This is a genomic window from Nostoc sp. (assembly GCF_036917775.1).
Lineage (GTDB): Bacteria > Cyanobacteriota > Cyanobacteriia > Cyanobacteriales > Nostocaceae > Nostoc.
The window spans coordinates 32,149-45,798 of record NZ_JBALEQ010000149.1; the positions used below are offsets into that span (position 1 = coordinate 32,149).

Annotated in this window: 8 protein-coding genes; 4 read left to right on the plus strand and 4 right to left on the minus strand. The window is 40.7% G+C overall.

Translation table 11 applies throughout. The annotated features are described in order from the left end of the window. Positions 1 to 199: 199 nt before the first annotated feature. From V7K69_RS29565 to V7K69_RS29575, 3 genes are read right to left on the minus strand one after another with little or no spacing between them, the layout of a single operon-like run. Positions 200 to 2,890, minus strand: a complete 2,691-nt coding sequence (locus V7K69_RS29565) for an NHLP bacteriocin export ABC transporter permease/ATPase subunit (RefSeq protein ID WP_335041172.1) — start codon at positions 2,888 to 2,890, stop codon at positions 200 to 202. Next, the gene (locus V7K69_RS29570) at positions 2,883 to 5,159 is read right to left on the minus strand and encodes a CHASE2 domain-containing protein (protein ID WP_335041174.1); all 2,277 of its coding nucleotides are present in this window, start codon (positions 5,157 to 5,159) and stop codon (positions 2,883 to 2,885) included. Before V7K69_RS29570 ends, V7K69_RS29565 begins: the two co-directional genes overlap by 8 nt. A 3-nt stretch (positions 5,160 to 5,162) precedes the next feature. Then, complete coding sequence (locus V7K69_RS29575; RefSeq protein ID WP_335041176.1) at positions 5,163 to 5,855, minus strand: DUF928 domain-containing protein; 693 nt, start codon at positions 5,853 to 5,855, stop codon at positions 5,163 to 5,165. 555 nt (positions 5,856 to 6,410) lie between these two features. Here V7K69_RS29575 and V7K69_RS29580 point away from each other — a divergent pair. The 3 genes from V7K69_RS29580 (at position 6,411) to V7K69_RS29590 (ending at position 11,456) form a co-directional block, all read left to right on the plus strand. Then, the gene (locus tag V7K69_RS29580) at positions 6,411 to 7,451 is read left to right on the plus strand and encodes a cyclic nucleotide-binding domain-containing protein (RefSeq protein ID WP_335041178.1); all 1,041 of its coding nucleotides are present in this window, start codon (positions 6,411 to 6,413) and stop codon (positions 7,449 to 7,451) included. A gap of 93 nt (positions 7,452 to 7,544) precedes the next feature. Continuing rightward, the gene (locus V7K69_RS29585) at positions 7,545 to 8,987 is read left to right on the plus strand and encodes an NHLP bacteriocin system secretion protein (protein WP_335041180.1); all 1,443 of its coding nucleotides are present in this window, start codon (positions 7,545 to 7,547) and stop codon (positions 8,985 to 8,987) included. Between the two features lie 324 nt (positions 8,988 to 9,311). Continuing rightward, positions 9,312 to 11,456, plus strand: a complete 2,145-nt coding sequence (locus V7K69_RS29590) for an NHLP family bacteriocin export ABC transporter peptidase/permease/ATPase subunit (RefSeq protein ID WP_442936209.1) — start codon at positions 9,312 to 9,314, stop codon at positions 11,454 to 11,456. Here V7K69_RS29590 and V7K69_RS29595 read toward each other — a convergent pair. Next, entirely contained in the window at positions 11,436 to 12,443 is a 1,008-nt protein-coding gene (locus V7K69_RS29595) for a cupin-like domain-containing protein (RefSeq protein WP_335041182.1), read from the minus strand. The two genes, V7K69_RS29590 and V7K69_RS29595, sit on opposite strands and share 21 nt — an antisense overlap. 104 nt (positions 12,444 to 12,547) lie before the next feature. Between V7K69_RS29595 and V7K69_RS29600 the strand changes: the two genes are divergently transcribed. Further along, complete coding sequence (locus V7K69_RS29600) at positions 12,548 to 13,390, plus strand: thiopeptide-type bacteriocin biosynthesis protein (RefSeq protein ID WP_335041185.1); 843 nt, start codon at positions 12,548 to 12,550, stop codon at positions 13,388 to 13,390. The last annotated feature ends 260 nt before the right edge of the window (positions 13,391 to 13,650 follow it).

A 13,650-nucleotide genomic window follows, 5' to 3' on the forward strand; every position in this document is an offset into this window, starting at 1 on the left:
TGCATAATAAGGTATGAATATAGGGTGCTAAAACATGAATTGTCCTGAATGTGGCTCTCATCATATCACTATCAACATTTTTATGGCGGTAAATGCAGTCCCGCCGAGGTCACAAGGCGGCGCAAGTTAACGACTCCAACCCGATTTAATACTGCTGACGAAGATGGAGTTTTTCATCTTCTTTGCACTCCCTGAACGCTTACGCCATTTGTCGTGCCATCAGATTAGCAAATAACCCCTTTTGATTCACTAATTCTTCAAACTTACCTTGCTGAACAACTCGACCGGCTTCAATCACATAAATTCGGTCGGCGTTGCGGATAGTGCTGAGGCGATGGGCGATAATTATCCGCGTTACTCCTAACTGGTCTAAGCTGGTACTAACTATCGCTTGAGTCCGATTATCTAAAGCACTGGTAGCTTCATCAAAAATTATAATTCTCGGTTTTAAGACTAAAGCACGAGCAATTAGTAGCCTTTGACGTTGCCCACCAGAGAGATTTGTACCCCCCTCCGAAATGACTGTGTGCATCTCCATTGGCATTGACTTAATATCATCGGCAAACCCAGCCATCCGTACTGCTTCCCAGGCTTCTTCCATTGTCACTAATGCGCCACTAGAAATATTTTCAAAAATTGAGGCGCTATTGATGCGACCATTTTGTAGTACTACACCAATCTGTCTACGCACTGCCGATATATCTAACCCCGATAAGTCTTGACCATCGTAGTAAATCGTGCCATCTTTTGGCGTTTCAAATCCCAATAACAGCCTAATAATCGTTGATTTGCCACTACCAGAAGGCCCTACCAAAGCAATCAACTCTCCTGGTTCTGCCTGAATTGTCAGATCGTCTAAATTGAGGGGGCCATCTTCGCGGTAGCGGAAAGTCACATGATCGACTTTTACTTTACCCGTTAACCGTCCTGGATCGCTTTTGCTCAGATCAATTTCTGGTTGAGCCTGAAAGATGGGCTTGGCACGTTCCCAAAAAATGCTGATATCTAATATGCTGACTATGGTGTTACTCAACTGAGTTGCCCCAGCGATAAATATGGCAAAGGCAGAATTAAATGCTAAAAATGTACCTGTAGATAATCCTGTTCCGCTTTCAGATGGGGCTTGTGTAATTAACGTAACTGCTAGCCAAAAGATAATTATCGAGCTGACAGTTGGCATGGCAGTGTTGAATATCGCTAAGACATCTTCAATTATCTCTGTACTCAGCTTGAGTTGTAGCTGCTGACTATACTTTTTTGCCCAGTAGGCAAAAGCGCGGTCTTCTGCATTGGTGACTCGAAGTTTGGATACACCAGCCACCATCTGTACAGTAAAACCAAAAATTTCTCCCTCTATTTCTTCTAAAGAACGCAACTTTTGGCGGCTAAGTAAACCTGAGATCGTAGTAAAGGCGATCGCCACCAACGCTACTGCTACTACAACTAAAGCTAGACTGGAACTGTAGATAAACAATAGTCCCAAATTTAGTAGAGAGAAGAAGCTGGTAAAAACAGTACGTAGCACTGTGTCGTTAAGTTTCTGGCGGATTTGAGTGATTGCAGAAACACGAGATTGCAAATCCCCAATTGAATATTCACGAAAGAAAGATACCCGCAGATTAAACAATCTATCCCATAAGGCTGCTTGGGAGTCTAAACTGGCTTTACTTTCTAATCTCAGACCGGCAAAACCTTGGGCGATTTGAAAAATTATCGTCCCAAAGCTGGCGGCTATCAAACCTAATCCGATTTGCACTAACAACCCTCTATCTGCATCGGGAATGACGGAATCGATGAGGATAGCAGTTGCTAAGGGGGTTAACATTCCTAACAATGCACCAACAACGCCAGTGAGAAAGATAACAATCAGTTCTCGAATTTTCCCCTTGAAGGCAAATAGAAGTAAGGCGATCGCAGTTAAATTGTTTTCGGGTATGGGACGATAAAATACATAAGCAAAGGGAGCTAGTTGTTGAGCAGTACGATTGTTTACAGGTATGCGAACGTGCTTTTCTGGGTCAAAGATTTCGTACTTTCCTACCCCTGCTGGTAGCAATGCAACAGGACAATTATCTTGATTAGTATATGCTAATAGGGGGCCGCTATCTTTTTGCCACCATCGGTTATTGAGTAATACCCGGCGGATACGGATTCGGGATGCACGGGCGATCGCTTCTAATGGTTCTTTAATCCGTTTCATGTCTTCAGAACGCACAGGTGGCAGAATCTTAATTCCTAATGCCCTTCCAACTGCACCTGCGGCAATCAGCAACGGTGTACCTGACTGCATCAGTTCGGCTTGCTTGGGTTTGAGAACTGAGGCTAACTCTCCTAAGGCATTAACTTTTACCTGAGAGTTAAGTTGTTGGCGTGCTTGGAATTGAGTCCATTTTGCTACCAATTCTTCCTGTTCTATTTGAGTCAGAATTTCGCAAAAATCGCTGTGTAGTTCACTCAGAGTAACTTGGATCTCGTTCAAGTTGGGAAGTTTTTCAGTGTGGGAAAAAACTGGCACAATAGAAAAGCGTGGACGTTCGCGCAGCCTGTCGTAGAGCCTTGTAGAGAAGGTATCGCCTACACAACTTTGAATATTTTGCTCCCATATCTGCACTAACTTAATAAAACTTTCTGCCTCGCATTCTTGTGCAGATATTTCCAACAACACAGTCTCTTCTATCGATACTGCCAAAAATTTATGGTTATTAGCCGATATCCCAAACAATGCTTCTCCGGCATTGACGCTGAATAGATAACGCCGAGTGCCCTCAATACCTTGCTCAATCAGAATAGCAAACACAGCGATCGCACCGGATTCAATTTGCCAAACTGTTAAGGGATTGTCTAATACTAGAGATTGATTATCTGTAAGCAGTAACTTAGAATCACTCATCTGGAGTTAGAGGTGCAATGGTTCTTTGGCGGAGGCGTAGGGCATTAAATTGCCCTTCCACTTCTAGCGGAATGTTAGTAAAACGAATATAAAAATTATCTGGTTCTGCCGTTTTGTCTAAGACTTTAGCATAGATATCTTCACTAATTTTGGCATTCCCCTGCATAAGTAAGTTCAGTTTCAGATTAGTAAAGGGCTGTAAAGCTAGATAATTTACTTTAGAGTCATAACATACTTGCGCCCCCTTAGCTGACAGCTTTACTAACTTTCCCTCCATGACAGTGTTATTTACATCTTTTCCATCCAAAACTGTATACTTTAAGGGAATTGCTTCTGGCAGTTCCCAGAAGATTTTATCTTCGTCTTTAACAAGATATAAATTGTATTCTCCAGTAATTCCACCTACTTCATAAATTTTTATCGGTTGTTTCACCCCTTTTGCTTGTACTTCTTTATGTTTAATAATTTTCACAATAGAACCAGTCTCATTAATAGTTGATTGCGAAGCAAAAATTTGTCCGCCGACTGTATAGGATTCAATGCGATAGGTTAAATTAACTTGATCGCCAATAATTCCATATTTAGTCCGTTTTTCCGAACCAATATTACCGACAACTACTTCTGCTGTATTAATACCAATCCCCATTTCCAGCTTTGGGAATCCCATTTGCTGGATTTTTTTGTTCACTGCTTCCATTGCTAGTTGCATTGCCACAGCACAAGCGATCGCTCTTGTCGCATCATCTTTTCTAGTGATAGGAGCGCCGAACAGAACTAAAATTCCATCACCCATAAATTCATCAATTGTGCCTTGATACTGAGTGATAATATCTGCCATATATCCTAAATAAAGATTAATTACTTTAATTACTTCTTCAGCAGATAATCTCTCAGATATAGCTGTAAAACCTCTTAAATCGGAAGTGAGAATAGTAATTTTCTTGCGTTCACCACCAAGTTTTAAACCTTCAGGATTTTCTAATAAATTAGCAACCACTTCATCGGTGAGATAACGACCAAAGGTTTTACGAATTTGTCCCGCAGTCCTGGCAATATAGGCAGTAACAACAATCCCCGAACCAATTAATGTAAGTAATGGTGGGACAACGGGAATCCACCAACCTGCTAAAAAGGCTAGATAACTACTACCCACAAGACAGCATCCAGCTAGCCAAATACTAATCAAAGGTAATAATGATTTTCTTTTAGAAGTAGCGCTATATCTTTGTTGCCATCTTAATATTGCACCAACCAGTGACCAAAGAAAAATCCACAACCATTCCTGTAATTTACTCCATGTTCTGATTAACGGGCGGCGATCTAAAGTAGCGCTTAAAATTTGACTGATGGCATTAGCGTGAATAGTTACACCAGCCATTCGTTTAGGTGCTGTTAATATGGTACTGCTATATGGTGTATAGAATAGGTCTTTGAGACTTTCTGCTGTGGGCCCAATCAACACAATGCGCCCTTTTACTAAGTCCTTGGATATCCGATTATCTAACACATCCATAATAGATATGTGCTGAAATTTGTTTTTAGAACTACGATAATTTATTAGTACTTGATAACCTTGGTCTTCAGCCCGGATATAACCACCATCATTACCTTGAAATAATGGGTAAACAACATTACCTGTTTTTACCAAATAATCTTTTGTTTGTCCGACATCAATTTGGCGATCGCTCAAATAAAGATAGGCAAGCTTAAAAGCAAAACTAAACACATTTTCGCCATTTTTATCTGCCAAATACATCAAACTGCGGCGAATTTTTCCATCCCCATCTAAGGGAAAATCATTTGCACCCACTTGATCGAGTTTTTTCAGCGCTGGTGGTGGTGCTACCGCCGAGCTATCTTCACTCTCAGCTACTTTTTGTACACCAACTAAATTTGGTGTAGACTCAAACACCTTAACTAATGATTGATGTCCAAAACCTACTGGTAAATCTCGATAAAAATCCAAACCAATCGCACTGGGTTTTTGTTGTTTTAAATTCTCTAAAACTTGTGCTAGTAAGCCGTCAGGCAAAGGCCAATCACCGCGCTTACCAAGTTTTTGCACATCAGATTCATTAATTTCTACAATCACAATCCGCGTATCAACAGGTTCTGGAGAACGTAACAGAAACATTTGATCCAGCGCTGCCAATTCCAACATTTGCAATAATCCACTCAAGCGCAGGATGAATACTAATGCTCCCACACTGGGAGCAGCGATGAAGATACCGCGATACTGCCAAAGTTGTTGCTTGATATGACTCCACATAAATTACTTAGTCTGGGAATTGCAGCTATTTAATAGAGGCTTAGAAACTAAATTGTTTAAACCCACTGACTCTAATAATGCTTGCCAATTAGCCATGACTGTGCGATCGCTAGGTTCAGTCAGACGTTGCTTTACTAAAGTATCCAGCACTTCGTACCAAATACCAGATGTAGCATACACTTGGGAAAGTTGTTTGGGATTTGTCCTGGCTATCTGCTTCAATAAATCAGCCGTAGGTTGGATTCGTTCTACCCAACCTTCGACACTGATTTCGTCTGCTAGTTCCTCTGAACTGGAAGCGATCGACATATACCAGTGATATTTTTTACCTACTTCGAGGCTTGGTGCTTTTGTCGGGAGAGTAAAACCAATAATTCCTGATTCATTAGGAAGTTTAAAAGTTGTTTCGTAGAATATGCGGTTGTCTTCCAGGAGTGAAAAATGAGCAGTTTGTCCTGGCATCTGCGGAACAAACCAGTAAAATGTCGGACGTTCTGCCAAGGTTAAACCTAGTTTAATCGGAGGCATTAAGGGAGTTAAAGTTTCTTTGCCCTCTAAAGAGCGAGAACCACCACGACTTCCTCCACCAGCCGTAGTTTGTGGTGCGCTTCGATTTGGTGGGATAAACCTCTGACTAATTTGCCAGTTCTGTAATCTTTGGAATTTAAGTGCTATTAATGATTCAGCTCTTACCATTCTGGGCAAACTAGAGATTATTAATACCAGATAGATAGGAAATGCTGTAAATTTTACAAATTTTTGTATCCAATTCATATTAAGTTCTATTAATTTTCAATTATTTAACAAAGACAAATATTTGTGACAGCACGCAAAGGTGATATTTAGTTAAATTAACCACTAATGATATAATCTATATTAACTTTTGTCTAAAAAGCTTTGTTAAAGATTTTGCCAAAAATAATGAAGTAAGTAGAACTTAGCACAGCATTTCATTAATTCGTAGCATATAAACCGAAACAAGCTTTGCGTTCCTATCCTGTTGGAAGGGGTTCGCGTAGCGTCTCGTAGAGAAGCTCCTATGCGTTTTAATTTTACCCCTCAATTGACCATAAATTTACGAAATTGTGTACTTAGTATGAGTAATAAGCTATTTGTGGTAATTCTAGCTTTTCATTAACTTTTTATCACTTATGGAAACCAAGCATATTCAAAACTTCCAGAAAACTAAAAAAAAGCTATCTTTTGCGACAATAAATGATTTAATTTCCTTCCTAATCAACTTTAAATCCTATGCTTAAACAAATGCTGCTTAATACTCCAAATTTCGCTGCCTTTAGGAAAAGTGATATTGATTGGATGCTCAGTGTAGGCATATTTAAAGAGCATCATCCTCATCAAGTTCTCATTCAAGAAGGTAAAGAAATTATTGATACACTAGAAATTTTGTTAGAGGGAGCATTAAGTATTTGTGTGTCTCCCACAGGCAACGTCAAAGACTTACAAGAAATCGATCGCGTATCGCCAGGGGAAATTGTAGAAACTTTATCTTTTATAGATAATCGTCCTCCATCTACTACTTTTATAGCTTTGGAACCTTCGCGGGTATTAGCACTGCCAAGAGAATTATTACTTGAAAAACTGGAGCAAGATACAGAATTCGCTGCACATTTTTATCAAATAATATCTGTTTTACTGTCACAGCAGTTGCGGAGACTAACTGATTTTCTGGCCAAGAACAAAGTAGTTCCAGGAGAATCACTGCGAAAGGTTTTGTTTGTGTTTGCTATTTTGAACGGTAGCGATATTGATTGGATGATTTCCCAAGGAGTAAGAACTAATGTTAATCCAGGTAAAGTACTAATTCAAGAAGGAAAACCTGTTGAGGCACTATATATATTGTTAGATGGAAAATTAGGTATTTTTGTTTCTACCCCACAGAATCAATTTGCCGAAAAAGAAATTGCTCAATCCGTCAAAGGCGAAATTTTAGGGGAAATGTCTTTTGTAGAAGCAACAACTGCATCTGCTACAGTCAAAGCAATAGAATCTTCTATATTACTAGCTTTACCACAAGAGAAACTAGCTAAACAATTAAAGCAAAATACAGGATTTACAGCCCGTTTTTATCGAGCGATCGCAGTAGTTTTAGTAGATCGAATTCGCGATCGCCTGTTCCGCCGTGGATTTGGGAAATTGGCTTATCAACTAGACCAACTTTTAGCAGAAGATATCGAAGTTGAAGATGAACTCAACTTCGATACATTAGACAACACCGCCCTAGCAGGTGCTAGATTTGACTGGATGATTAAACGTCTGAATCGGGAATCTTAAAGAAGACAGGAGAAGAGGACGCAAAAACTCAAAGAGGAGACGCACTGAAAGAACTTTCCGTGTGCCCCAATCCCCAATCCCTCCCTCAAGCGAATGACTGAAGATCAAGATAGTATATTTCGCAAAGAATCGCTGGAGCGTTTATCTTCTCCAGAAAGATTGGATCAGTTAATGCAGGTAGTCAATCCCGTAGATTGGCTACCTTTGGCGACGCTGGGTAGTTTTGTTTTATTGGGATTAATTTGGAGTATTTTTGGACGTATTCCCGTCACTGTCACAGGAAAGGGAATACTTATTCAACCCAATCAAGTTGTCACTTTTGAGTCGCCAATCTCAGGACAGTTAAAAAGTCTGAATGTGAAAACAGGACAATGTATAGATCGAGGATATGTCATAGCAACGATCGATCCGACGGCTCTCAAACAGCAATTGCAACTGCAACGCTCAAAACTGGGGCAATTACAAAGACAAGAACAAAATTCATCCCTGCTTCAGCGACAACGTACCGCTAAAGAAAAAGAGGCGATCGCATCTGCTAAAGCTAGTTATATTCAACGTTTGCGGGATACTCAAACTCTCACGCCTGCATTTTATGAAAAAGGCTTAAATGCCATTCGTGAACAGCGTCTTAGTTTGCAGCAACGGCTCAATGATGCTGTAACTGTCGTACCTATACTGAAAGATAGATTACAGAAACGCCAGCAACTCGTAGATGCAGGAGCCATTGCCAAAGATACATACTTACAAGCAGAGCAAGAATATCAACAGGCAATGCAAACCGTATCTGATATCAAAGTGCAGCTCAAGCAATTAGATGTACAAGAAACAGAAGCCCAGCAGAGATACTTACAAAATTTGAGTTCTGTAGGCGACCTGCAAGCGCAGTTAAAAGACTTAGAGACTAAGAGCCAACGTATCGATCAAGAAAACGTAGAAAATCTTAATACCAAAATTAATCAAATTCAAGAAGTTAATCGAGCGATCGCGCAACTAGAAAACCAAATATTAGATAATAGTCAAATTATTAGTCCTAGTAACGGTTGTGTATTAGAAGTGACTGGTTTTGTGGGACAAGTTACCAGTCCGAAAACTCCGCTTGTCACCTTGAATGTCGGTAATAAAAAGACTTCATTAATTGCCCTCTCCTACTTTCATGTCCAAGATGGTAAACAAATTCAACCAGGAATGATCGTGCAAATCACCCCCACTTCCGTGAAAAGAGAACGTTTCGGCGGTATTGTCGGTAAAGTTACCTCTGTTTCCCCCTTACCTGTGACTAAAGAAGGTGCAAAGTCTGTAATTGGCAACGCCGATCTAGTAACAAACATCTTGTCAACTGGCGGCGGAGACATAGAAGTGCGAACAGAAATGGAACTAGCTCCATCCAACTTTAGCGGTTATCGCTGGTCTTCTTCCCAAGGGCCAAAATTAAACATTTCTGCCGGAACAACTACCAGCGTTCGGGTTAAAGTAGCAGAGCAAGCACCAATTACTTATGTCTTGCCTATTCTCAGAGAATTTACTGGCATTAACTAAAGTTTTAGGGGATGTTTCAAAAGTCCTCTTCTTGGTAGCAAAACGTTCTAGATCCCCCTAAATCCCTCTTAAAAAGGGGGACTTTGATTCCAGTTCCCCCCTTTTTAAGGGGGGTGGGGGTTAGGGGAGATCTTAAAGTATCTAAAGTCACAGCAAAATACTTTTCAAAGAACCTCTTAGGGGAATGCTCTTGTGCAATTGATTCAGCAGTTAATATCCTTAATTCAAAACCTTAATCCCTTCCGTCAAAAAGCCCCATTATTAGATTTAGAAACGCCACCAAGTCACATCCCTTCTCGCGTCAAAACTCCCACTCTATTGCAAATGGAAGCGGTGGAATGTGGAGCAGCAGCTTTCGGGATTATTTTGGCCTACCATCGTAAAATTGTACCTTTAGCAGAACTGCGGCAAAATTGCGGTGTTTCCCGCGATGGAAGCAAAGCTTCTAACATGATTAAAGCTGCGAGAAGCTACGGAATGCAAGCCAAGGGATTTAAAAAGCAATTGGTGCAATTACAACAACTTCCTCCGCCATACATTGTCTTTTGGAATTTTAATCATTTTCTAGTAGTAGAGGGATTTAAAAAAGATTGGGTTTATCTCAATGACCCAGCTACTGGGCCAAGGCGAATCTCCTTTAAAGAATTTGATGAAGCCTATACAGGGGTTGTTCTGGTAATGGAACCAGGCCCAGAATTCCAACGCGGAGGTCGCAAACCGAGCTTAATCGGCGCACTCTTTGATCGCTTGCGGGGTTCTTGGGGAGCCATCCTCTATTGTTTCTTAGCAGGATTTTTTCTAGTCATTCCAGGGTTAGTTTTACCAGTCTTTAATCAAATTTTTGTTGATAACATTTTGGTAGAAAATCGCACAGACTGGTTGCGTCCATTGGTTTTGGGAATGACGATCACAGTCATTATTCAGGTGTTACTGACATTACTACAAAGACGTTTTCTGAGAAAACTAAATATCAAATTATCCGTGGAAATGTCTGGGCAATTCATCCATCATATTCTTCGCTTGCCGGTGGCATTTTATGCCCAAAGATTTGCCGGAGAGATTAGCAGTCGAATCAACATCAATACGAAAGTTGCTGAAGTGCTATCGGGACAGTTAGCCAGGACTGTAATTGATACCGTTATGGTGGTATTTTATGCCTTAGTCATGTTTGCTTATGATGGAGTGCTGACTGCGATCGGTATCTGTTTTGCTGCGATTAATATCTTGACTTTGCAGTGGATTTCCCGACAGCGCACAGATATTTATATGCGAATCATTCAAGACCGAGGCAAAGTTGCAGGGACAGAAATTGCTGCCCTTCAGAGTATGGAAACCCTCAAAGCATCAGCGTTGGAATCTGATTTTTTCTCCCGTTGGTCAGGTTACTATACAAAATTTATTAATGGTCAGCAAGAGTTAGGTGTTACTAATCAAGTACTAGGCGTTTTACCTGTTTTCTTAACTAGTTTAAGCTCCTTAGCAGTTTTAGTTATTGGTGGTCTACGAGTCATGGATGGGCATCTCAGTATTGGGATGTTAATTGCTTTCCAAAGTTTAATGACTAGCTTTTTGACTCCTGTCAACTCTCTAGTCAATTTTGGCAGTACCTTACAGGAACTAGAAGGAGACTTAAATCGCCTGGATGATGTGTTGCAAAACTCAACTGATTCCGAATTGGATAGTCATAATTTACATACTTCAATACCAAAATCCTTACAGTATGCTTCAGCCTGCGAACTTAAGGGATATGTAGAATTAAAAAATGTCACATTTGGCTACTCACGGACAGATGGGCCTCTAATTCAAGACCTGAGTTTTCAACTGAAACCAGGACAGAGGGTAGCCCTAGTTGGTAGTAGTGGTTCTGGTAAATCAACAGTTGCCAAATTGGTAGCGGGGCTGTATCAACCTTGGTCGGGAGAAATTCTTTTTGATGGTATCCCCAGAGAGCAAATTACTAGGGCAATACTTTCTAATTCTTTGGGAATGGTAGAACAGGAAATTTTTCTGTTCGCTGGCACTGTCCGAGATAATTTGACTTTGTGGGATGATACAGTGTCTAATTCTCAATTAGTCCGAGCTTGTAAAGATGCTGTTATTCATGAAGTGATTTTAGCTTTACCTGGAGGGTATGAAGGTAACTTACTTGAGGGTGCTGCTAATTTCAGTGGCGGACAGCGCCAGCGTTTAGAAATTGCTCGTGCATTAGTCAACGATCCCACAATTCTGATCATGGACGAAGCAACCAGTGCCTTAGATGCTGATACAGAAAAAATTATTGACCGAAATCTGCGTTATCGAGGCTGTTCTTGCATTATTGTGGCTCACCGTCTCAGTACCATCCGCGACTGTGATGAAATTATTGTTTTAGAAAAGGGTAAAGTAGTGCAACGCGGTACCCACAAAGAAATGTCGCAGCTTGATGGTTCCTATGCACGGTTGATTCGGTCAGAACAGGCGAGTGTTTAGCATCGCTTCACGTCTTCTCAACTCTCGAATATTTTTAATCGGCTCAAGACCAAGATATTGCCCCCGAATTCTTAGGGAAAGGTAGTTTAAAGTGTCCCGGCGATCGCTTTCACTCCCCAACCATGAATCGCTTACAGTCTCTAGTTTAGTTAACCATTCTAAATGATGCGATCGCGCTGCTGTCTCGTCTTGCAGCAACAGCGATAGGGACTGAACATCAACCGAGGGGGCTGGAAAAATTTTAGCCAATCGCTGATTATAAGCATTGCGTCCCAAACGATAAGCAATTGACATGGCTGGTTCCAAGTACTCAATGTAGTGCCAGATCATCATCGGCATGAAAATAGTTTCACCAGGATAAAGTACTGCATCATAAGCGTTGGTATATCGGAGAAAATCTGTTTTCTCGGCTTCTAACATATTTTCTAGGAAGATACCACTGGTACGGCAGAGATTAGGCTCATCGATCGCATCTAGCTTTTGAGTTTCACGCGGATGAATCAATACAAATCGCTTTGTGCCAAAAACTTGAAACAACAAAACATTACGTTGATCGGCATCATAGTGCAAATGAGCATAATTATTGCTGGCGGCGACAAACATATTGGAATATAGGTCGCTTTCATCATTTAAATGTTGGTATGAATTCAGGGGCAATAACTGAAGTAACTTTTGGGGCGTAGGATACTCAACACAGATATCAAGAGTTGTGGGTTGTGCTTGTAAGAAGTCAAGATATGCACCTAAATTCATCATTCGGGGAACATCAGCTGATGTCGAATTTAGCAGATCAGCGATGTAATTTGGACAGATTTGAACTGGGATGTCTGTCAGCCCTGTTTTTACCTTTTCAAGGGTATCCATCTGACGCAGTGATGAATTCTCAAAAAGATTGGTGATAATCGCTGGACGCTGGGGCAGAATATACTCTCGGTAAAAGACATCTGCTGGAGGTGCTTCGATACGGTCGATGTTGTCGAGAACCACGTTTTTTGATTGCTAATATGCCGTAATGTTGCTTTAAGGCAGTTTCTATTGTCAACCTTTCTTTTCTTGATTTAACATCAGTGAACTGTGGTAAAAGACATTTCATGACCGACAAATCAACTTCAACTACACAATCTAGTAGTCAGGACTGGGAAAACGGAGATTGGGTACAACTTAACGTGGGACTCGTCAGGCATCAGGGTAATGCACTATCGAGTGCGCGTGCCCTTTTTGACCAACTCGAACCGTTAGTTAGTCACTGGCGGAGTCATGATTTGTTGCGCTGTTTCTTCTTTATGAGAAAACCGCCAGATGTCCGGGCACGTTTTTTTATTACAGTGGATCGGCAACAAGCGATCGCTGATATCTCCGATCTCATGTATGCACTTGGGCGTGAGAATTTAATTAATTTATTTTTCTTTAGTGACTATGAGCCTGAAACAGACCGATTTGGAGGGTTGCAAGCTATGAAGTTGGTTCATCAGCACTTCGACGCAGACACTTCATTGTGGCTCATGCTTGACTATCTCGATCGACATAACCTTGGTGTTGTCTCCAAAGATTTACTTGTGCCAACTGTGTTGCACGATCTCTTTACCCGTACTCTGTCAGATCCGGTAGCTATTCTTGCAACCTGGCAGAGTTTAGCGGCTTTGATTTCCACACCTCCTGAAGCCACAATTCCAACAGTTGAACTACTTTCTCCCGAAACTTTGTATGAGTCTCCAGAAGCAGAGATATTGCAAAAATATGCCACAGCTAACGACATACTTGCGAAGGAATTACTTAATCTCCAGCATCTTGGTCAATTGACTCAGGATCTGGTTGACATACTCGCCGCGATCGCAATGTTCAATTTTCACCGCCACGGGTTTGATTCGCATCGTTCAGGAAGGCTGATTGCAGCGATAATCCGAACCCTTGAGGAAAAGAATGCAAAAAGATGAAATTCTTACAATCTATTCATTAGCTAAAAGATTAAAGATTTTTAGACGACGATTATGGAACATTTTAAGGTTCAAGTACGCACTAACTTGTCAATTTCAACGTTAATTTTTGTATCTTACTATACAAAAATAATGTTTTATTAGTTACAAAACTTGACTTAAACGATCTGGACAGTAGACTATACTTCAAGCAATTATTGTATGGAACAATACTAAAACTTAAGTGATTGTTCTGTTGCCTAGCGATTGGGAAACAATAC

Bases quoted from the DNA above. Each gene is read 5' to 3' on its own strand.
- V7K69_RS29590 (WP_442936209.1), top strand. From the start codon at position 9,312: ATGGAAGCGGTGGAATGTGGAGCAGCAGCTTTCGGGATTATTTTGGCC.
- V7K69_RS29565 (WP_335041172.1), bottom strand. From the start codon at position 2,890: ATGAGTGATTCTAAGTTACTGCTTACAGATAATCAATCTCTAGTATTA.
- V7K69_RS29585 (WP_335041180.1), top strand. From the start codon at position 7,545: ATGACTGAAGATCAAGATAGTATATTTCGCAAAGAATCGCTGGAGCGT.
- V7K69_RS29600 (WP_335041185.1), top strand. From the start codon at position 12,548: ATGACCGACAAATCAACTTCAACTACACAATCTAGTAGTCAGGACTGG.
- V7K69_RS29580 (WP_335041178.1), top strand. From the start codon at position 6,411: ATGCTTAAACAAATGCTGCTTAATACTCCAAATTTCGCTGCCTTTAGG.
- V7K69_RS29570 (WP_335041174.1), bottom strand. From the start codon at position 5,159: ATGTGGAGTCATATCAAGCAACAACTTTGGCAGTATCGCGGTATCTTC.
- V7K69_RS29575 (WP_335041176.1), bottom strand. From the start codon at position 5,855: ATGGTAAGAGCTGAATCATTAATAGCACTTAAATTCCAAAGATTACAG.